General features: G+C 36.4%; 21 protein-coding genes. 3 read left to right on the forward strand and 18 right to left on the reverse strand.

Annotated features, from left to right (window positions below):
• Positions 1–14: 14 nt before the first annotated feature.
• Both FW781_RS06695 and FW781_RS06700 read right to left on the reverse strand, forming a co-directional pair.
• Positions 15–923, reverse strand: coding sequence for a 1-aminocyclopropane-1-carboxylate deaminase/D-cysteine desulfhydrase (locus FW781_RS06695; RefSeq protein ID WP_149386701.1), 909 nt, complete (start codon positions 921–923; stop codon positions 15–17).
• A gap of 304 nt (positions 924–1,227) precedes the next feature.
• Positions 1,228–1,554, reverse strand: a complete 327-nt coding sequence (locus FW781_RS06700; protein WP_149386702.1) for a hypothetical protein — start codon at positions 1,552–1,554, stop codon at positions 1,228–1,230.
• A 40-nt stretch (positions 1,555–1,594) separates the two neighbouring features.
• Between FW781_RS06700 and FW781_RS06705 the strand changes: the two genes are divergently transcribed.
• The 3 genes from FW781_RS06705 (at position 1,595) to FW781_RS06715 (ending at position 4,436) form a co-directional block, all read left to right on the forward strand.
• Positions 1,595–1,777, forward strand: coding sequence for a DUF5522 domain-containing protein (locus tag FW781_RS06705; protein ID WP_007842321.1), 183 nt, complete (start codon positions 1,595–1,597; stop codon positions 1,775–1,777).
• A 1-nt stretch (position 1,778) separates the two neighbouring features.
• On the forward strand, positions 1,779–2,306 hold the full coding sequence (locus FW781_RS06710) for a DUF4136 domain-containing protein (protein ID WP_047420971.1): 528 nt from the start codon (positions 1,779–1,781) through the stop codon (positions 2,304–2,306).
• 342 nt (positions 2,307–2,648) lie between these two features.
• Positions 2,649–4,436 carry an endonuclease gene (locus FW781_RS06715; protein WP_149386703.1) on the forward strand — a complete coding sequence of 596 codons (1,788 nt, stop codon included), beginning with the start codon at positions 2,649–2,651 and terminating at the stop codon, positions 4,434–4,436.
• Between the two features lie 147 nt (positions 4,437–4,583).
• On the opposite strand, the gene FW781_RS06720 is transcribed toward FW781_RS06715, so the two are convergent.
• The 16 genes from FW781_RS06720 to tssD form a co-directional block, all read right to left on the reverse strand.
• Entirely contained in the window at positions 4,584–5,300 is a 717-nt protein-coding gene (locus tag FW781_RS06720; protein ID WP_149386704.1) for a hypothetical protein, read from the reverse strand.
• Between the two features lie 105 nt (positions 5,301–5,405).
• Positions 5,406–6,059 carry a hypothetical protein gene (locus tag FW781_RS06725; RefSeq protein WP_172625676.1) on the reverse strand — a complete coding sequence of 218 codons (654 nt, stop codon included), beginning with the start codon at positions 6,057–6,059 and terminating at the stop codon, positions 5,406–5,408.
• Between the two features lie 20 nt (positions 6,060–6,079).
• Positions 6,080–6,475 (reverse strand): hypothetical protein, encoded by a 396-nt coding sequence (locus FW781_RS06730; RefSeq protein WP_149386706.1) that lies wholly within the window; start codon positions 6,473–6,475, stop codon positions 6,080–6,082.
• Positions 6,441–7,001: a LemA family protein gene (locus FW781_RS06735; protein ID WP_149386707.1), complete on the reverse strand. Its 561-nt coding sequence runs from the start codon at positions 6,999–7,001 to the stop codon at positions 6,441–6,443. The genes FW781_RS06730 and FW781_RS06735 overlap by 35 nt, the downstream gene beginning before the upstream one ends.
• On the reverse strand, positions 7,001–7,783 hold the full coding sequence (locus FW781_RS06740) for an Asp23/Gls24 family envelope stress response protein (protein ID WP_149386708.1): 783 nt from the start codon (positions 7,781–7,783) through the stop codon (positions 7,001–7,003). The genes FW781_RS06735 and FW781_RS06740 overlap by 1 nt, the downstream gene beginning before the upstream one ends.
• 62 nt (positions 7,784–7,845) lie before the next feature.
• Entirely contained in the window at positions 7,846–8,637 is a 792-nt protein-coding gene (locus FW781_RS06745; protein WP_149386709.1) for a hypothetical protein, read from the reverse strand.
• Between the two features lie 8 nt (positions 8,638–8,645).
• Complete coding sequence (locus FW781_RS06750) at positions 8,646–9,356, reverse strand: hypothetical protein (protein ID WP_149386710.1); 711 nt, start codon at positions 9,354–9,356, stop codon at positions 8,646–8,648.
• Between the two features lie 11 nt (positions 9,357–9,367).
• On the reverse strand, positions 9,368–9,991 hold the full coding sequence (locus FW781_RS06755; RefSeq protein WP_149386711.1) for a hypothetical protein: 624 nt from the start codon (positions 9,989–9,991) through the stop codon (positions 9,368–9,370).
• Between the two features lie 4 nt (positions 9,992–9,995).
• On the reverse strand, positions 9,996–12,815 hold the full coding sequence (locus FW781_RS06760) for an OmpA family protein (RefSeq protein ID WP_149386712.1): 2,820 nt from the start codon (positions 12,813–12,815) through the stop codon (positions 9,996–9,998).
• Between the two features lie 11 nt (positions 12,816–12,826).
• A complete protein-coding gene (locus FW781_RS06765) occupies positions 12,827–13,315 on the reverse strand; it encodes a DUF4280 domain-containing protein (protein WP_149386713.1) in 489 nt (162 codons plus the stop codon).
• 29 nt (positions 13,316–13,344) lie between these two features.
• Positions 13,345–14,388 carry a hypothetical protein gene (locus FW781_RS06770; RefSeq protein ID WP_149386714.1) on the reverse strand — a complete coding sequence of 348 codons (1,044 nt, stop codon included), beginning with the start codon at positions 14,386–14,388 and terminating at the stop codon, positions 13,345–13,347.
• Positions 14,389–14,431: 43 nt separating this feature from the next.
• Positions 14,432–15,847 (reverse strand): T6SS phospholipase effector Tle1-like catalytic domain-containing protein, encoded by a 1,416-nt coding sequence (locus tag FW781_RS06775; RefSeq protein ID WP_149386715.1) that lies wholly within the window; start codon positions 15,845–15,847, stop codon positions 14,432–14,434.
• 34 nt (positions 15,848–15,881) lie between these two features.
• Positions 15,882–16,856 (reverse strand): DUF2931 family protein, encoded by a 975-nt coding sequence (locus tag FW781_RS06780; protein WP_262884120.1) that lies wholly within the window; start codon positions 16,854–16,856, stop codon positions 15,882–15,884.
• 64 nt (positions 16,857–16,920) lie between these two features.
• Positions 16,921–17,091, reverse strand: a complete 171-nt coding sequence (locus FW781_RS22375; RefSeq protein WP_156106421.1) for a hypothetical protein — start codon at positions 17,089–17,091, stop codon at positions 16,921–16,923.
• A 1-nt stretch (position 17,092) separates the two neighbouring features.
• Positions 17,093–19,024: a type VI secretion system Vgr family protein gene (locus FW781_RS06785; protein WP_149386717.1), complete on the reverse strand. Its 1,932-nt coding sequence runs from the start codon at positions 19,022–19,024 to the stop codon at positions 17,093–17,095.
• A 150-nt stretch (positions 19,025–19,174) separates the two neighbouring features.
• A complete protein-coding gene (gene tssD / locus FW781_RS06790; protein ID WP_047378640.1) occupies positions 19,175–19,579 on the reverse strand; it encodes a type VI secretion system tube protein TssD in 405 nt (134 codons plus the stop codon).
• Between the last annotated feature and the right edge of the window lie 242 nt (positions 19,580–19,821).

Below are 19,821 nucleotides of genomic sequence, written 5' to 3' on the forward strand. Positions count from 1 at the left end.
TTTTTCAATTTTACTTATATAATTAAATTTCTGTTCTGTTTTTCTAAAAGCAGATTAGCTCCTTCAATCCCCTGTAAACCACCAGTGTGAAAGCACAAAATTCTGCTGTTTTCAGGAAAATAGTCATCTTCAATCAGTTCAAAAACTTTCTCCATCATTTTTCCTGTATATATCGGTTCTAAAGGAATATCAAACTTCTCTTTGAAATCATTGATAAAACGGATGTTTGCATCATTTATTTTACCATAACCTCCAAAACATGAATCTATTAGATTAAAATTCTGTTTCAAAGTTAATTCAAAAATTTTATTTTCCAGTGAAGCATCATTAACTACATTAAATCCTATAACTTTCTGATTGTCTTCACTAAATTTTGAAATTCCCGCAATGGTTCCTCCGGTTCCAACTGCGGTGCAAAGATAGTCAAAATCTTTTGTTTGTTCGTTGAGCATCATTTTCACCCCTTCCACAGCCTCTTCGTTGGTACCTCCTTCAGGGACTATCAGTGCATCGGGAAACTCCTGATGAAGGAATTCTGTCAGTTTTTCTTTATGACGGTATTCTTCGCGGGTGACAAATTTCAGGTTCATTCCGTTTCTTTTCGCAAAAAGTAAAGTAGGGTTATCACGCCACTTATGCTGCAGCTCTTCTCCTCTGATGATTCCCAGTGTCGGAATACCTGCAAGATTCCCTACAGCTGAGACCGCAGCGATATGGTTGGAAAAAGCACCTCCAAAAGTAATAATATAAGGTTTATCCGGATTTTTTTCCAGGTAGTGGTTTACATTATAGAAAAGTTTCCAGTATTTATTGCCTGAAATCAGCGGATGAATCTGGTCTTCCCTTTTAATGAAAAGTTTTACGTTTTTATGAATGGGAATTTCCTGAATGGAAACAGGTTCTGTGGGAAGTTGTAATAGCATTTCAGTTTTACTGCTCAGGGTTTACTGTTTGCAAAAGTAGGAAAAGATTTAGTGCTGTAGAGATTTTCTCTTTGTATAAAGTATTGTTTACTTATTTTTCACAACAGATTACACAGATTCTCACTGATGATTGTATTGATAATATCTTTTTTCTAAGTTTTGGCTAAAGCCGGATGAATTGTTGATTTATTGGATAAGTGGGCTAAAGCCCACCCCTATTGAATATTGAAAAGCACAGTTTAAAATATGAAATCCCAAAATCAAACACCCCAACCTCGAAACACAAATCCCGGAACTCATCATCCTAAAGGTATTTCCGGAAGTTCCAGAATTTTCTTTTTTTGAGGTAATTAAAATTATTTTCATGAGTATAAGCTTCTCTTTCAAATGAGATTCTTCTGTATGCCAGGTAGCCGTCTTTCAGCTTGAAAAACCAGTAATAGTATTCAATAACATAGAAAATATAAAAGAAAATAATGAGCATTTCCAGCTGTTGGCGTAAATGGATTTTTTCGTGATTGATCAATACATTATTTTCCTTATCTTCGGGTTTCCTAATGAAGATAAAGGGAAAGAGAGCAATGCCATTAATTTTTAATTTTTTTAAAGGCTTTTGGCATACAATTATCATAGTAACAAATATAAAAAGTTTTTTGACTAGCATTTAACTTATGGCCCATTATGACATCAAAGAAGGTGAAGACTTCTACTATAATGAACAGGGGTACAAGGTTTTTACAGAAAAATTTCATCTGAAAAGAGGATATTGCTGTAAAAGCGGCTGCAGACACTGTCCTTACGGGTACGATAAAAAGACTGATACATTCATTAAAAATGATAAAAAAAATAAATAAAATGAAAAAATATATTTTTATTTTGTTGGCATCTGCTACTTTAGGTTTAACTTCTTGTAGCCCTTTTCAGGTACGTTCAGATTATGCTGAAACCGCCAATTTCAATTCTTTTAAAACGTATAAAATAAGAATTGATGATCTAAAATTGAATGATATTGATAAAGACAGAGTCCTGAATGAACTGTCGAGACAGCTTCAAAGCAAAGGACTTCAGTCTGGAGAAAATCCTGATCTGATTATCAACGTAAAAGCGAATCATAAAAAGGTTACGGATATCAATTCCTCTTCACCTTACGGAATGTGGGGATGGGGCGGACCATTCGGTTGGGGCGTTGGAATGAGCAGAACTTGGACCTCGAATTATAATGAAGGTGCCCTGATTGTAGACCTTATTGATGCAAAGACCAACAAATTGGTTTGGCAGGGTATCGGAAGCGGAATTTCTGTAGATTCTCCAAAAGCGAAACAGAGACAGATTCCGGAAATTATGGCTGAGATTATGAAAAATTATCCGCCACAAAGAAAATAAAATTTAAATCATCCATTATATAAGCCGGTACTTTTGTACTGGCTTTTTTTTACGGGTAATTATTCCATTTCCATAGATAACATAGATTTTTACAGATCAATTTTTGTATATTTTATGAGTCGGATTATTAAGTTTTAAGTTTTGGCTGAAGCCAAATGAATATTGATTTTGATAAGCGGGCTAAAGCCCGCTCCTATTGAACTAAAAGACAATTACTTATTAATAGAAAAATAATTTATAACTTATAATTCATCATTACTAACATGCTGTACATTTAAAATTAACGCTTACTTAATTTTTTATTCACAAAAATGTGTTATTCTTGCTTAAACTTAATATTATATGAAAAAAGTTATTTTATTTTCTCTATTTGCAGGACTTGCCCACGCTCAGGCTCCTGCAGGATACTACAATTCTGCCAACGGACTGAGTGGCGCAGCACTGAAAACTGAATTAAGCAGTATTATCACCAACGGACATATGGATAAAGGTTACGGTGGATTATGGACTGCTTATAAAACCACTGATATTGATAAGGATTACGAAAATGACGGTTCTATTCTTGATATCTATTCTGAAAAACCTACGGGCACAGATCCTTATAAGTATACTCCAGGTACCAACCAATGTGGAACGTATTCTACGGAAGGGAATTGCTATAACAGAGAACACATTGTTCCTCAAAGTCTCTTTAATGAAGCTTCACCAATGGTTTCTGACGTCAATTTCATCAGGGCTACAGATGGAAAAGTAAACGGAATGAGAAGTAATTATCCTTTCGGAAAGGTAGGAAGTGCTACTTTTACTTCACAGAATGGTTCAAAACTTGGAACGTCAGCTTCTTCAGGATATTCGGGGACCGTTTTTGAACCGATTGATGAATTTAAAGGAGATGTAGCACGTATGATTTTCTATTTTGTAACCCGTTATCAGAGTAAACTTTCTTCTTTTTCATCAGGAAATATGTTGGGAAGTTCTACATTCCCGGGACTGCAGACATGGGAACTGAATGTTCTTCTGGCTTGGCATAATCAGGATCCCGTTTCTCAAGCTGAGATCAAAAGAAATAATGCATCTTATACTTTCCAGGGTAATAGAAATCCATTTATTGACAACCCAAATTATGTAAACCTTATCTGGGGTTCTCAACAGCCTTCAGGTGATACTCAGGCTCCAACTACAGCAACAGGGCTTACTATTTCAGGAAAAACTTCCAACAGTATTTCTCTTGCCTGGAATGCCTCTACAGATAACGTAGGCGTAACAGCTTATACTGTTTATATGGACGGAAATCTGAAAACTACGGTAAGCTCAACCTCTACGACTATTTCAGGACTTACTCCTTCTACTACTTACAGCTTCTATGTTGTAGCGAAGGATGCAGCAGGAAATTCGTCATCAAACAGTTCAACGGTTTCCGGTACTACCAATTCAGGAGGTACTTCTCCAGGAACGAACTGTACCAATGAAACTTTTGAAACCATTCCTGCAGCGAATTCTACCTATACAACCAGAACATGGAGCAATGGAGGAATCTCATGGACTGCAACGGATGCAAGAACTGATCAGACTATTAACAATAAAGCTATTACTGTAAGAAACGGGTCTTTAACGTCCGGCAGTTCAGCGAACGGTATTGGTTCTTTAACAGTAACTACACAGCTTAAATTCTCCGGAACAAATGGTACTTTTGATGTAAAAGTAAACGGAACAAGCGTAGGAACTATTCCTTACAGTACTACATCTACAACGACTACCATCAGCAATATCAACATTTCCGGAAATGTAGTGGTAAGCCTGGTTAATAATTCAACAAGTAACAGAGTGGCTATTGATGATCTTGCATGGACATGCTATTCCGGATCAAGTGCAAGAATGGCTCAAAATACAGCTGCTGAAACCTCTAACAGTTTTAAAATCTCTCCTAATCCTATTACCAATCAGGAGATTTTTGTAAAAGGAGATCTTCAGAAGGTAAGAAAAGCTGAGATTTATACTCTTCAGGGGAAAGTTCTTCAGACAATTGACCAGCCTTTCAGAAATGGAAATTCTATCAGAACCATAAATCTTGGTCAGGGAGTTTATATTCTGAAACTGGATCAGGCTACGATGCAGTTCCTAGTAAAGTAATTCAAATACTTATTTAATATAAAAAATGCCGGTCTTTTAGATCGGCATTTTATGTTTTTTAATTATTTAACGCAGAGATTTTATTTTTTAATGTTTTATTTTTAGAGAGCAAAGAAGGATCAGCAAGCTGATTTGACTAAGTGAATATTATAGAGAGATTTTATCCAGATCAGGATATCCAGATCCTTTCAGAAGGTCTTTCCATTCTTTATTTTTGAATACGAAGAGATTGCAGCGGTATTCGTCGGGTCTGTTGTCTATTTTGGTTTCGCAATAGTAATAGAGCATATCTTTGTTTCTCCAGATCGCTACTTCCTGTCTGAGTTTATTTTGAGTCTGGATGATCTCATTATCTTTAACTTCAGATTCAAAACCTTCATGTACGGTATCAAAGCTGGGTTTCTGAAGTGTTTTGTTCAGATTATCCAGAAGTGCAGTTTTTTCCTGTTCTGTATAAATATCAAGCTGATACATTCCCAGTTCGTCTTCTTTTTCATTGGCAAGAGGACCTATTTCCTGATCAACCTTTCCGAAGTGTAAAATTACTTTATTGGTGTTTTTATGAGTTTTTCCTTCCAGATCTATTCCGTTGAAGTGCAACAGTTCTTTTGATGAAAAAGCCAGTTTTTCATTTCCGATCAGGGTAACTTCATTGCTACGGACAGCTTCTTTCGCAGTTGCTCCCGCAGATTTTAAAATTTCATTGATATTTTGTCCAACAGCAATTTTAGCAAGATTAAAGGGTTCTGTCTGGGTACTCCCCTGTGTTTCAACCAAAGCCTCAGTTTCTTTATTTTTCTGATGGCCGCATGAAGCAATTCCCCAACAGATCATTGGCAGTACTATATATTTCAATCCTTTCATAATGTTAATGTTAGTATGCAGTTCTCAATAATAAAACAGAAAAAAATGGATTCAAGTATCCGGAATCTGTTTTTTTTATTTCTTCATCCTTTTAAAGGCTTATTTTTAATTCATATACTTATACCACGGAGAAGCCGGAGGTGTGGGATATTTTAACCCGAACACAGCATTATTACGGTAAGCCTCTTTGGTCACGGAAATGTATTTATTTCTTATTTTCCCATCATCTTCAATGGAAATACTTAGTATGGAATAATTTTTTCCATCATCCCAGAAGAAAGAAGTTGGGTAAGTAAAGGCATTTTTTTGATTTTGATCCCATGAAACTTTTTCGGGAGAAAGTTTTTTCAGTTTTTCAAAAATAGGTTGTACGAGTTGGGCATCTACAGTTGCTTTATCAGTGATAGAAGCTGTAGGATTTCCATGCTTTTTAATTATTTTTTCTACAAATTCCAAAGAGTATTTTTCGGCAGCATTGGTGTCTACTGCTCCTACTTTTCCTTTGTATACCGTAATTCTTGTACCCATCGTATTGTCTAGGGGTATATTTCCATACGTTATTCCTTTGTTTTCATCAGCATAGTATTGAATGATATCTGCTTTTGCTGCATCTTTCATAAATAAATCTTTATTTTCAAAGTCATATTTTTTTGCATCCTCACCTAATGCAACTGATGAAAGGTCAAATGATTTATTTCCACAACAGATATTGATCAATACTATAAAAATCAATATCAGAGCTTTAGATTTTCTCATCATATTAAATGCTTTTTCCAACATTACTGATTCTGTTTGTCTTTAATTATTTGAGACCAATCAGTAAACATTTTAGTAATGGTATTGGCATTGATTAAACTAAACATGAACATTCCGGCAAATACTGCAAGCCAGCAGTATGCCAGCTTCACTCCATTTTTGTCTGTAATAAAAAAGAGTATAAATATCGTTAGTGCTCCTATTACAAATGTAAAAAGCAGTGTATACAGCAATACATGAATGATGTACATATTGAGTTTTAGTTTCCGGAATATCCAGCCTATCAGGGCAACGGGAATAAATAATAACAAAGGTACGAACATCGCCCCGAAGATAACAACTTCGGGATAATCTGTAATTCTGTCCTCCAGCCCAAAGAAAGTATTAAAACTGAACCCCATCATACTGTTTCTCGGCATTGGTTACCTCCAGCAAAGTTTTGTCTTTATATCCTAACATATTCGCCAGTATAACATTGGGAAATTCATGAATTCCGATGTTATAAAGGTTAACGCTATCATTAAAAAACTCTCTTCTGTCTGCTATTTTGTTCTCCAACTCGGAAATCCTTTTCTGCAGTTCAAGAAAATTATTATTAGATTTCAGTTCAGGATAGTTTTCCGATACAGCAAAGAATGATGAAAGAGCTTTCGAAGTTTCATTGGCCAGCTCGGTTCTTTTATCTGCGTCTGTACTGTTATTATAAAAAGTTCTCAGCTCTGTAAGGCGTGCAAGAAGCTTTTCTTCATAATTCATAAAGTGTTTGGCAACAGTTACCAGGTTGGGAATTTCATCTGCACGCTGTTTCAGTACAACATCAATATTGCCATAGGCTTTTTCGACATTAAATCTGAGCATGACCAACTTGTTATAAAGATTGATCAGGAAGCTGATGATAACCACTCCCAGCAGAATAAGTAATATGATTGCGACCGTCTGATTCATTATTGTACAAGTATATAAATAATTATTAAAACGATGATGGAACAGGTAAACATAAATGACCTCAGCAATGGCTGATATTTGTTCCAAACCGTGATTCCTGATGATGAAGTAATTCCGAGAACTCTATAATAGTCGTCTTTTCTAATGAAAGGTGTACCGTTTTTAGAATCAGCATATCCCACCAGAAGCATTTTCTGACCGTCTTTTATAAGGGTTTCTTTGTATCTTTTGCCACCGTGACTGCTTATATTGGTTTCTCCCAGCAAAACCAGTTCTATCCCTTCAGGTTCTACTTCTATAACTCCTGTATCATCTTTCATCTGAAAAACATTACATTGGGTTTCCCTGTGAATGGTGCTGTATGTTTCTTTACCGTCTGAGTCTCTGCTAATATTTTCAATGGTATAATAATATCCGATGCATTCTTCATTCTTCACCGGTGAAGATAATGGATTTTTCATGATCAGGTTACCTTCAATCTCTACCACTCCTTTGGCTACAGAATGAATCTTTGAAGTGGGAAGAGATGACTGCAGACGTAGAAAACGTTTTGAAGCATTAGGCTTCATTACAATGATAAACAGAAAGACAAAAAATAATAAAGGAATAAGAATGATAGCTTTTTCCGCATAGCTGTCATAATTATTTGCAATTTCATAAGCATATTCATGTAATGGCATTTTGTCTTTGAAAATAACCCATAGAATAAAATAAATAAAGCATAATGCTATTATTCCTAAAATACTGTAAACAATATATGGTCTTTCTTTTTTAACTCCCATTATCCTTTTTTGTAAAGCCATAGTAAAATAACTGAATATGATTCCAGAATACTTTACCGCTTCTAAATGACTTCAAATTCTTCTTTTCCCTGTGGAATATGAAACATCAATTCTAGCATCAATTCTTCACCTGTTTGATCTTTATAAAGGAAAAATGCAGGTTCTCCATTTATTTTTTTATAGGTCGCCAGTTTTCCATTACCATAGATTTTTAAAATCCTGTCTTCCGGCAACGGCATCATTTTAAAGCCGTTATTAAAATCTTCCAATAAGCTGTTCAGTCTTGCTTTTGTATCCGCATCGCTTAAATACATGGATGATGCCATATTTTTTTCACGATTCCTGATCATTTCAAAGTAAGCTTCATATTGTTTTGAACTGATAAGACTACTTATTTTTTTGTATGCTGAATCCAGTTTGGTACCAAGGTAGGAATTATCTTTTGAAATTGACAACAGGTCACGGCTATGTTCCCATTTCATCATTTCATAAGGAATTTCAGCCTGAAATGAGGATTTATGATCTAATGAAGGCAGTTTTTTTGCTGTTTCCTTTTCTGAAAACTGAAAATTGCCACAATCTTTTTCATGGACAAACTTATCATTAAACACATCAAATAACTTGATGGTATATTGAAATGCTGTTCTCGAATCTATAGACTGCTGCCCTGCAACCGGCAGGAGCTTAATTTCAATTTTTTGTTCACCGGAACTGCTTATTCCGAAGTTTACAGGAACATTGGGAGACATCTGCCCTTCAGTTTCCATAGCTATGACAGGAATATCATTCACCAACACTTCAAATTTGCAGTAAACAGCGGTAAAATCAATAGTATAATAAGGTTCTTTAGCCATTATGGTTATTATTTATTGTAAAACATATCAAGACTGCGGTAAGAAATCCATTCTTTATATTTCGGGCTGGTTTTATCTAAAGCAAAGATCTTCAATGTATTTTCATTGGGTTTCTTGGAAAGATTAACGGTGTGGATGGTGAAGAACGTTGTTTTTGCTTCTTTATCTTCCCAAACCTCTATTGTTTCTTCTATATGGTCTGTTTTGAATTCTCCGTTTTCATCCAGGAAAATGGGTCTTTCTTTTGTATTTACTTTTTTATCTGAGAAGTCTGCTTTATGTCCTGCTTTTTTTTCAATAGCATTCAGAATGGCATCTGTATTCGGATTGTTCTGCAGTACCATTTCGTAGCACCATATTTTTTTATCATTCTTTGAATAAAAAACGGAAACGTCATCTGTAGCAGATTGTAGGGTATTATTAAATAACGTAAGGTTCAGATTTCTATCCTTGGGAAATTGAAATTCTACATAATCCACTGAGGTATTAAAATCGCCTGAAGCAATGTCATTAACAGTTAATCCAATTCCTTTAAGCAGGTCTTCTCCATTGGTTCCGAATTTCAGATCTTTAAAATCCATTTTCCCCTGAGTGTTATTTACTGGTTTACTGGTTACATTAGTATTCGCTGTCTGGGAAACAACTTTGTCTGTTCCTTTTTTCTGACAGTTCATGAGAACAAAGCTCAAAGCGATTTGGCATATAACGATTTTTTTCATTCAACTTTTATTTAATTTTCTTCTTTATTGTAAACACTATAAGGGTAATTTTCTACCTTCTTATTATTTTTTATCCTGAATTTCAAGTACTCAGAATATTTTGTGGCCTGAGTTGCATTAATGATCAGCGTGGTAAAGTTAGTATTTAAACACAACAGATCCGATTCTTTTGTTTTTTCGCCTTGTATTTCGGCATTTCCGTTATTCAGAATATATATCTTTCCTGAAGTTTCCCAGATGATATTTCTTTCCGTTTCGTTTCCTTTATCAAAGGCTGGTTTTCCGAGTTTTCCAAGAAGGAGTTTTTCCAGTTTTTCACTTTCTTTCTGGGTATACAGATGAATTTTATATCCGTTGATATCTTTTGCATCTCCTAAAAGTTCAAGATAATTTTTCCCGGCATACGTTGCAGAATTATTTTTAATTTCATTGGCAAAATACTGTCCATATAAGCTAAAAGTATTCATATCTTTTACCTGATAGGCGATAAGATTTTCATCTAATGCAGATTTCTTTTCTGTATAGTCAAGTCCACTTAAAACCTTTTCTTTTTTCAAAGGAAAAAGAGTATTAGCTAAGTCTTCTTTTGCAGTACTGCACGATATAAACAGCGACATGATTAAAAGTAGAAACATATTTTTAATTTTTCTTTTTTTCCCAAAGCAATATTTTGTTGTCATAGCCTACTAATTCTGCTAAATATTTCATAATATCAAATCCGTCAAAAAATGTACGGGTTCTGTTATAGTTCACCGGAGTCCAGTCTGAACTTACTTTTTTATAGGTAAATCCGGCTTTTACCATGACTACTACGGTTCCTACGCATGGGTCTATACTTAAGCTCGGAATATAATAAATTCCGGCTGTAGAATCATATTTTAATTTATGTCCTGAAGTAATTCCCATCGTAGCTCCTGCAGTTAATTTTCCTTCCACATGTCCTTCCAGTTCCGGTTTTTTTGTAGTTCCGATAACAACAAACATTCCTTTTAGCTCAAGTCCTGATTTTAATTCAACGGTGATGTTTGAGCTCAGATCAAAATTAACTTCCTTATCTCCTTTAACGGTACTGAATGAGCCGTCTATTACACCGTCTACTTTTCCTTTTACTTCAAGATCAATGTACATTTTAAAGTTGATGACCACATGTTCTGTTTCATATCCTTTGCTTGCCCATTCTCTGATCATATTGAAGATTTCAAGAGCCAGCACATTTCCTGTTCCGGCTGTAGCTACAGCCACTCCTGCCTGAACAACCAAAGCTAAAAGGTCAAAAACAATGGCCAGTTCCACCAAAGGTTTTGCTTCAATGAAGAGCATCAGCTTGGTTCCTATATCAGAATGTGCCTCATTGACATCTGCTTCCCATTCTGCTCCAAAATATAATGCGGGTGCATTTAATCTTATATCAAATGGCAGCTTTCTTCCTACTCCTTTGGATACAACACCTTTTGTCTGCGATGTGATCCCCTGTGACATTTTTTTGACGGAAGAAATGATAGAAAAAAGCTTACTGATCTTATCTTTATATTTTACGGTAAGTTCCGGTTTACAGTAGTAGCTTCCATCTTTTTGTTTATCATAAGAGGCTTTAAGTTCTACTCCGAATTCTACGTCTGTATATTTTCCTTTTTCTTCATTGGCAAGACTCAATGCTTTGCTTCGAAGTTCTTTATGTTTTTCAGGAGTCATTTTTTGCCATTTTATACTTAAGCTGTTGCTTAGGTTGATAAAAAAGGCAAATCTCCATTTGATATCCGGATAAGCTTTTATTAATACGGTGGTTCGTTTTTCATTGCTATAATATCTGCAGGTATGCACGTGCATATGAAACTGATTCGGACTGGAAGATGCAGGCCAAATATACTGCATAAGAGCCATGGATTGAGCGTCAAATCCGACTCCTCCCCCAAAATTATACCTGCTCAGTGGAGCATACACTTCATAAGGAAATGATGGCGTTTGAAAACTTTTCTTTGTATCTCCTTTATCTATTGCCTGTCCTACGTCTACAATATAAATTTCTTTTTTATGTTTGTTTTTTGTATCTCTGAAACAACTGTTCGTATCAAAGCCTGTGACATCTATGATAAGTTCTTTTTTTGTAGCTGAAGTAGGGGCTACCACCGCATAGTTTATAGTCTGCGCATCATGGGCATTAAATACAAATGAAATATCCACTCTGCGGTTGTTTTCGTAGTCTTTTTCATTTTTATATTTAATATTATCTCTTCCCATTTTATCATCCGTAGGATCTACTTCTCCTTTTCCTACTGAAATGATTCTTCTGGGATCTAATCCTCCGTCTGCAAAGAATTTTTTGACGACATCCGCCCTTCTTTGGGAAAGTCCTTTGTTATAATTTTCTTTTCCTATAACGCAGGCATAACCACTAAGATTCATTGTGGAATCTTTGTGCTCCAGAAGGAATTTAAGTACGTTATTCAGAATTGCAACCCCGTCTTTGTCAATAACTGTAGAATCAAATTTATAAAAGATTGTTCTCTGAATATGCTCTTGTAATGCCGCGGATTTTATCTGCTTTATACCGTCTCCGTTTTTAAAGACTGTAGCAATTGTATTGTTAGCTTTTCCGTCCTTTGTTTCATTTTCAGTAATCTTTATCACTTCAAATTTACAGGGCTCGAGTCTGACAGAGTTTACATCCGGTTTATAGACTTTGGTTGGAGTCTGATTCTGGGCTCCGTTGGTATTGGTAGTGACTATCTTATTTTTTACATTAAGATAAATGGCATGAAGATCATCACCAAGCTTGTCTTTGATGTATTGTTTTGATGCGGTATCTTTTACTTTAACGTAGAATTCTTCCACATTCTGGATGTTGTCTACATAAGCCATCCATGCAAAGGTATTCTCCATTTTCACATTTACCTCACCATCTATTACCTGTACATTGTTGTAGGTGTGTACCAGTTTATCTTTTTTGGCAGACTGCTGGTTCCATAGCTCAATACTGAGTGTATTTCCGTTCAGTCCTTCTGTCATCAGGTTCAGATGAACAATATGTCCATAGGAAATGTATTCGGTCTTTTTATTGTTTTTTATGCTTTTGCTGTTCTTTTGCGTAGACCATTTGCTGCTTACAATTTTGGGTTCACACCAGCCCTTCACAAATAATCCTGTATTACTTTTGGTATCTCTTACTCCTGAAAGACTGGCTTCTATATAAAACTGATAGCTTCCGCAATATTGCTTATCTATTAAAAATTTATATCCTCCTGCAGAAGTCATCTGATTGATAATAATTTTTCTGCTGCTGTTCTGCCTCATCCAGGTAAGAGGTTTCTTTTTGTCTGCATCTGTGGTGCCCGGCAGCCATTCGTCAATACCAAACTGCACCCACTGGTCCGGCTTTATTGTTACCCTTTGCCCTATTACAGACATTTTGGGGTAATACAGTCCGCTTACAACTTTTATTTTTTTTACGCCTTTTGCCATTTTCTTATCATTTAGATTGCGCTATCCTGCCCTCCTCCCGAAGGCTGCTCATTATACATTTCTTCGGAATCTACCAACGGGTTAATCTGCTGCTGGACGTCTTTATCGGCATTTTTAAAGTTCTGCTGGCTGGCTTCTGCTCTCTGCCCGTGATCTATAATTTCAATGCACGGAGTTCCAGCAATAGCACATACGGCTTTGCTGTCTTCTACAATGATATATCCGCCATTGCTGAGCTGTACTTTATCATAAAACTTCTGCCATTCTGTAACCATGATCTTGCAAGGTGGCGGCGGAACTCCCATTTTGGTACAGTTTCCGAATGTATTTTTTTCAAATGTGGCTGCTCCTATTTCTTTCGTGGTGACGATGAGTTTTTTGGAAGCGCTTTTATCATTGGCATATTCTTTTTGGTGTGTAAGTACTTTCAGCTTGTCCGGAGCCTGCCCGAACTGGCATTTGCACATGGCGCCCTGTACTACAATATGTTTTTCTGCCATATTAATTTTATCTTTAGTGAAATGGTAATTTAGTTTTTATCAATTCCTGAAACTGATACTGAAATCTTTTTTTCTTCCTGCAGCATGATACTGCATTCCAGGTAAAGAGATTCCGGAAGTGAAGTTTCTCCTTTCAGATAACTTATGAGTCTGAAAGTTCCTTCTTCATTCATCACTGGGTCATCTTCTATAATCAATGAAAAAGGTGATCTTCTTATAAAATCATCAATGTCTCTTTCTTCATATAATTTTCCTGATCCTTCTACAGTGATCAGACCTGTTTCTCCTTTCAGCGGATCTGTTTGCAGTATGATCTTGTATCTGGGTTCAATTGCATTATCTACTACCGGAAAAGCTGTTGTTATTTCTGTTCTGTATTCCTTTCCGAAACTCTGGTATATCCCAAAGAACAAGGCACGGATGAAATAATCATTTTTAAGGTAAAGATCTATTGCTTCCGGCTGGCTGATTACTTTTTCAATCTTTCCGCAGTATTCATCTACAGTTTCGCCTTCAAATTCTTTATACAATTCTTCTTTTACAGCCGGCCATCTTTTGATAAATACCTCAGCATTTTCCACTGTTTCAAATTTTCCCTGTTCATTTGTACGGATCTGTAAAGGGTATAAAATCTTAGAGGTTTTGTACGCCAGCAGATCTGCAATTTCATTGACTTCTTCTTCATTGAGATAAAGATTAGATGTTCTGTCTATCTCAAAAAAGTGATGCCCTTTTTCTGTTTTCAGCCAGCGAACGGAGGTTTCATATTTTAATTCACTTTTATCTTCTCCTTTTTCAATGGTAATGACAACACTGTATTTCCTCACCGAAGTTTCCGGCCGAAAAACAAGGCTGTTTCCTCTTCCGAATTGCACCAAATTGTTTTTATCAGCAACTGCTGTTCTCGGAATAAAAAGTTCCTTCTGCCCGTTAAGGTTGATAAGGATCATATCCTTAACAGCGCAATGATTATTATGGAAGAGTTTTAATGCATCTTTATCTAATCCGTACAGCGAGGCTATACTTTTTAAAGTTTCATCTTTCTGAACGGTATGTATATTATATTTCTGCATAAAAATGTTCCTGCTTCAATTTCTTTCTTTATATGCTATTTTATTAAAAATGAATAACCCTTGTTCTGTTCGGTCTCGGATCCATACCAATACCTTCTCTTCTTGCCGACCAGTGAAGATATTCATGGCGAAGCTTTCTTAAATCATCCTGTTCCTTTACTTCTTTCTGATAAGCTGTCTGACGGTTTTCCGGGATTTCGTTTCCTCCGTAGGCATCCCGCAGGGCTTTATAATGTTTGAAAGAGTAAGGCTTGCCATCTCCCATCACGTAAGTTCTGAGACGGTCTTTTATTCCTATTAAAAACTGATCATCCAAAATGGAATATTTATCGTCTGTCAGTTTCTTTATGGTTATAGGAAGATCTTTATCTACGCCATATTCCGCCATAAAATGCAAAGGAATGTAGCTGAATGTCTTCAGTAGCTTGCGTGTTCCTCTTAGTGATAAATAGAATCCGGGGGTAATGGTGAGCTCATCTTTATGATACCAACCTTCTGTTTCAAGCTCTGTCTTTAATGCTTTTAATTTGGTACTGGTAGTCCATGAAGTTTCAACTTCTTCCCACGTTTCCTGTCCGTTTTCGTAAGCTCCGCCTACATCACAGTGTACCCCGGGGAATGTTTTTTCAGTTCCGATATGCACTCTCGTAAGGTCAAAATTTTCCCTGTGTTCATCTTCTGCAGTAAAGTGAACTACCGTCTGGGCTTTTCCGATATCATTCAGGCTCAGTTCTTCAACGTCATTGCTGAAGTTAGGTACTGGTGATAAATATTTTGAATAGGAAGAAACGGTATCGTAAATTCCCAGGAATCTTACTTTTAAAACGTCTACTTTTAATCCTGCTTCTTCGAGTTTAAGACCAAGATGTCCCCATTTCGGAAGTTCTTCTGAAGCTACCCCTTTTCCATCGTCGTCTGAATAGGTAGTAACGGAAACCGCTTCGTTGGCAACCGTACGTGAGGTGGCTTTATATTTTGCTTTTCCAATTTCGTATACAAAATTACGGGCAGCGGCAGCTCCACGGCTGAACCCAAATACATCAAAAGTAAGCACGGCAATTTTATCGGCTTTCTTTTCTGCTTTAATGGTTTTCACCTTTTTTACGATTTCTTCGCAGCCTTTTCTCACTTTCGATCTGATTCCGGTTTCTCCTGTTCCAAAAGCATATCCCAACGTAGCATCTCCTTCTTTATCCTGAGTACCGATCCCTTCTATATAGATTCCAAAGTTTTTATCATAGTTATCCCACATGCGGGCCACATTGCTCCAGTCATTGTTGTAACTGGTATTGTCTGAAGATTTACCGCCATGTTTTTTATGGGCATCCGTCCCTTTTTTTCTTTCGTCTGTATTGGTTTTATTATTCAGGGTTCCGTCAAAAAAAATCCCAATGGTAATATCCAGTACTTCCTCTTTGGATACAGATGGTGTATAACTTCCAAATTGATTGTTGTGCATAGTTCTTGTTTTTAAATTGACTGATTGAATGCTATCATTCTATCTTTCGGGATACTCTGATTTTTGCTTTGGTAACAGCCAGTTTTTCTTTTTCAGATTCTAAGAATACCAAAACATTTGTATTGTCTTCGTTGACTTTAATGGTAAGATTAATGTTTTTATCCTTACCTAATTTTTGAAACAAATCAAATATTTCTTTATCATCAAAAGCATCTATCCATACTGCATACCTGTTGTTGTTTTTATCTTTCCAGTAAAAACCACAGAATCTTGGTACTGCTCTGCTTTTATAGGTATTATCTTTTAAGCTCTGGTCAAAAAGATTTTCCTGTTCTCCGTTATAATTGGTAAAACCAAAATCTATCCATGTTGCTCCTTCAGGAAGAACTACTGAAGGTTTCCAGTTGTATTTCTCTCTGTATACGTTATAGACGTCAGCTGCAGGATAGCCTTCTTTTTCAATTTTCTCACGCACTTCCGGCTTGAATGTCTTGTAAGACGGGTCTTTCAGCATTCTGTCTGCAAAGCCTTCTTTCAGCATATACTGAGCATTTTCGTATGCTTTTTCTTTGGTAATAATGGTATCATGAGCCTGGAAAGCACCTATTTCTTTCTGGTTACCTGCTCCTTTCATCCAAAGAACGACTCTGCCCTGGGGAGCCAATCCTACAACAAATGAGTTATAGGTAGATTTCTTTTTCGTATCCTGATCTACAAACCCTTCATCAAAAAGGCTTTTTATCTTTTCTTTATCCAGATTCCATTTTCCGGTATAGAATTTTTTTTCTACCAGAGAATACCATGTGAATTCCAGCTCATGGGGAGCATTCATTCTTTCGGTGGTCACGTTCATCGTTCCTCCTTCTTTTCCCCATCCTGTATTCTGTGTTCCCCAAATGGCATCAAAACTGTAAGTAAAACCATCAGCCACAATAGCACCTTCATATACTTCCATCGGATATTCCTGTGGGGCCGAAACAGTTCCCAGCCAATTGTATTTTTCTTCCATTTTTTTATTCTGACAATTCGTTAATGAGAAACAGCATATTATAAAAAGAATCAGTATGTTATATTTACTTATGACCATGGGACATAATCTTCTTGTTACTCGCTAAAACCAGGTTATCTCTATGTGCTTCCACATTGATTTTCTTTGCTATTTTTTCAACCTTTTTTCCTACGCTAAGGTGATAGGAATCTTTTACTGTTATGCGCAGATTGGTTGCTGTTTTTATAATGGCCATATCAGAAAAGTTTTGATTTTTCAGCACTGTTGAACTCTACGATCTTTCCACTCTGCATGGTCATATTTTCCAGTTCGCTGAACATAGAAATTTCACCAGCTATTTCGTTGGATGTTTCAGATTGTCTCTTGAATTCTTTTTCAATCATTTCTGTTCTGGTATCAGAAGTTTCTGTAATGTCTCCTGATGCAGTAAGTTTCATATCTTTTCCTGCTATGGAAACAATATTGTCGTTCGCAGTGCTGGTAATACTTGCTCCTGCTCCTATCGAAATTTCTTTTCCTGCTGTGATATTGATATTGTCACCAGCATTTAAAGTAAAGTTTTTAGGTGCTTTCATGCTGATATTGCCCTGTCCGTCCATGAAATAAGTATTGCCACTCGGATCAAGGATGGTTACACTTCCTTCTTCATCATTCATTAAAATTCTGATTCCGCTTCTGGTTTGAATTGACTTAAGGTGATTGTTTACGCCTCCTCCTAAGGCTATTCCTCCATGGAACATTCCTCCCATTACAAAAGGTCTGTCCGGATGGCTGTGAACAAAATTAACCATCACCTGATCTCCCACTTCCGGAATGGCTACATAACCACGGTTTTGGGTAATCTGATCTGTCCCTCCTGCATCAGGGCTCATCATACGGATAAAGTGAGTGGTATCATTGGTCTGCCAGTCAAATCTTACCTGTATTCTTCCCTGCCCTTCAGGATCTGTATTAGAAATTACTGTTGCAGTTTGTGGTTCGGCCTTTGGAACGGTGAATTCGGGTTTTGGAAGAAATCCTGTATCTGCGGCTATTCCTACGAAGCTTCCATTATAGTGACCTATTGTGTCAATTTCATGTTCTGCTTCTGTAATCATGATTCTGGTGAAATAAGAAGTTTCATTAGAATCTTGTTTACGCATCTGTACATCTGCCACACAGCCCGGATGCAGGAAAGGAACTGTTGTATTTCCTGAAACGGAAAAAACGTTGACAGCTTCGCTTCCTGAGGCACTTTTTTGAGAGTACTCAACGTCAAGGTGTGTGGTAGCTTTGATGGGAGCCATCTGTAAAGCCGGAGTTTTATAAATAGATTCGTTGTGACTGTATGCTGTTTTTGCCAGATCACCCACATGCTTGATCGGTGTTGAACCGGAAGTCAGTCTTTCATTTTTATTACTGTTGTAGCCGTAGAATTGCGGCTTTGTATGTACGGCCTTCAATTCCACCTTTATATCATTGGCACTGCTTCCGTAAGTAAGGGTTATTGGTTTGTTCTGAGCAGGAAGTTTCCCGAAGTGTAAGACTTCACCGTCATAGTAGAACTGTTCACCATAAGCTTCAGCCATTCTTGCCAGATAGTTATAATGGGTTTCATCGTACTGGCTGCTGTAGATGATCTGTGAAAAGTTATTCGCATCTACTCTGATATCAAAACGGCTTTTATCAATTCCCTGTTTGATCACTTCTTCTGCAATGATTCCTACATTTACAGACTGTGCACCTCCAAAACTCTGGATATGTGGTGCCCCGTCAAGGAGAATGGTAGGACTGTATCCGGTAAGGACAATATTCCCTAAGCTCATTTGCTCCTGGCTGAATCCTACTCCGGTAATCACCCCTACAAAGGTTCTTTCCGGGCTGTTGTCTATATCTTTATAGGAAATAACAGCGGTAAGTCTTTTTCCAAGAAACTTATTGGCTTCTTCCAATGAATGGGTTTGTCTGTCTCCCAGGGTATCATGTGCCAGCGTCAGTGTAAATTCGTGGTGTCGTCTGGTGCTTTGTTTAAGCTTAAAATGCTTATAATACTTGATAATTTTCCCTTCTATAACAAGAGAAAGTTTTACCAAACGGTTGATACCTGTATGATGGTTTTCGGAAATACCATCTGCATTCTGCGTCGGACGAAAAGACGTCGCTTGTGATTTTCCAGGTGTATTTGACATATTTTTTAGTGATTTGATTAATTTTCTAAACGATTATTCAACAGGGCGGGAATTTAAAAATAAAAACAAATGCGCCCACTGAATATAGTCTAAGGTAAAAAAAGACCGTCTTGTTTAAGGACAGTCTTTTATTTTTTACTCATGAAAGACCTAGCTCATTGGCCAAAGTCCGTCATAAGATGAGTTTCCATATGTAATGCTTTCTGCACTTACTACAAAACTGATCAGCATATTGTTGCTGTCCACTGCATCAAAGTCTACTTCATGCTGGATAACATATCCGTTTTCCCACTTCAAAGAGATCAGTGTTCCTTCTTCGTGAGATTTATTGAAGTTTATTTCTCCGTTTGTAGGTTTATATTTACTGTTCAGTAAACTTTCTAAAACATCAGATTTTTCTGTTGCTTCAATGGTTACTTTAATCAATGCGTTTGACGGATCAGATGCTACACGTCCTGAAATGTCTGTAGATCTTGATACACTGTAGTTAAGCTTTAATAACTTTTGACCTTCTCCTCCATTGAATTTTAAGATTCCTCTTGAATTTCCTGCCATATTCTTAAATTTTAATCATTAACAACTGTTCCCAGATATAGGATTTATATAACAAAGATAGACTTCATGTTCTAATTTAAAAAGTTTTTGCAGCACTGTTTCATAAATTGTAGTAGTTCTACGACATTTATCATATTTTGAATTAAAAATAAATTTTAGAATTTTAAACTAAATTACTTTATTTTTTATTGAAATTTTTCTACAAAACCCTTTATAACACCACATGCAAAGGAAACCAAAAA

This window comes from Chryseobacterium panacisoli (assembly GCF_008274625.1).
GTDB lineage: Bacteria > Bacteroidota > Bacteroidia > Flavobacteriales > Weeksellaceae > Chryseobacterium > Chryseobacterium panacisoli.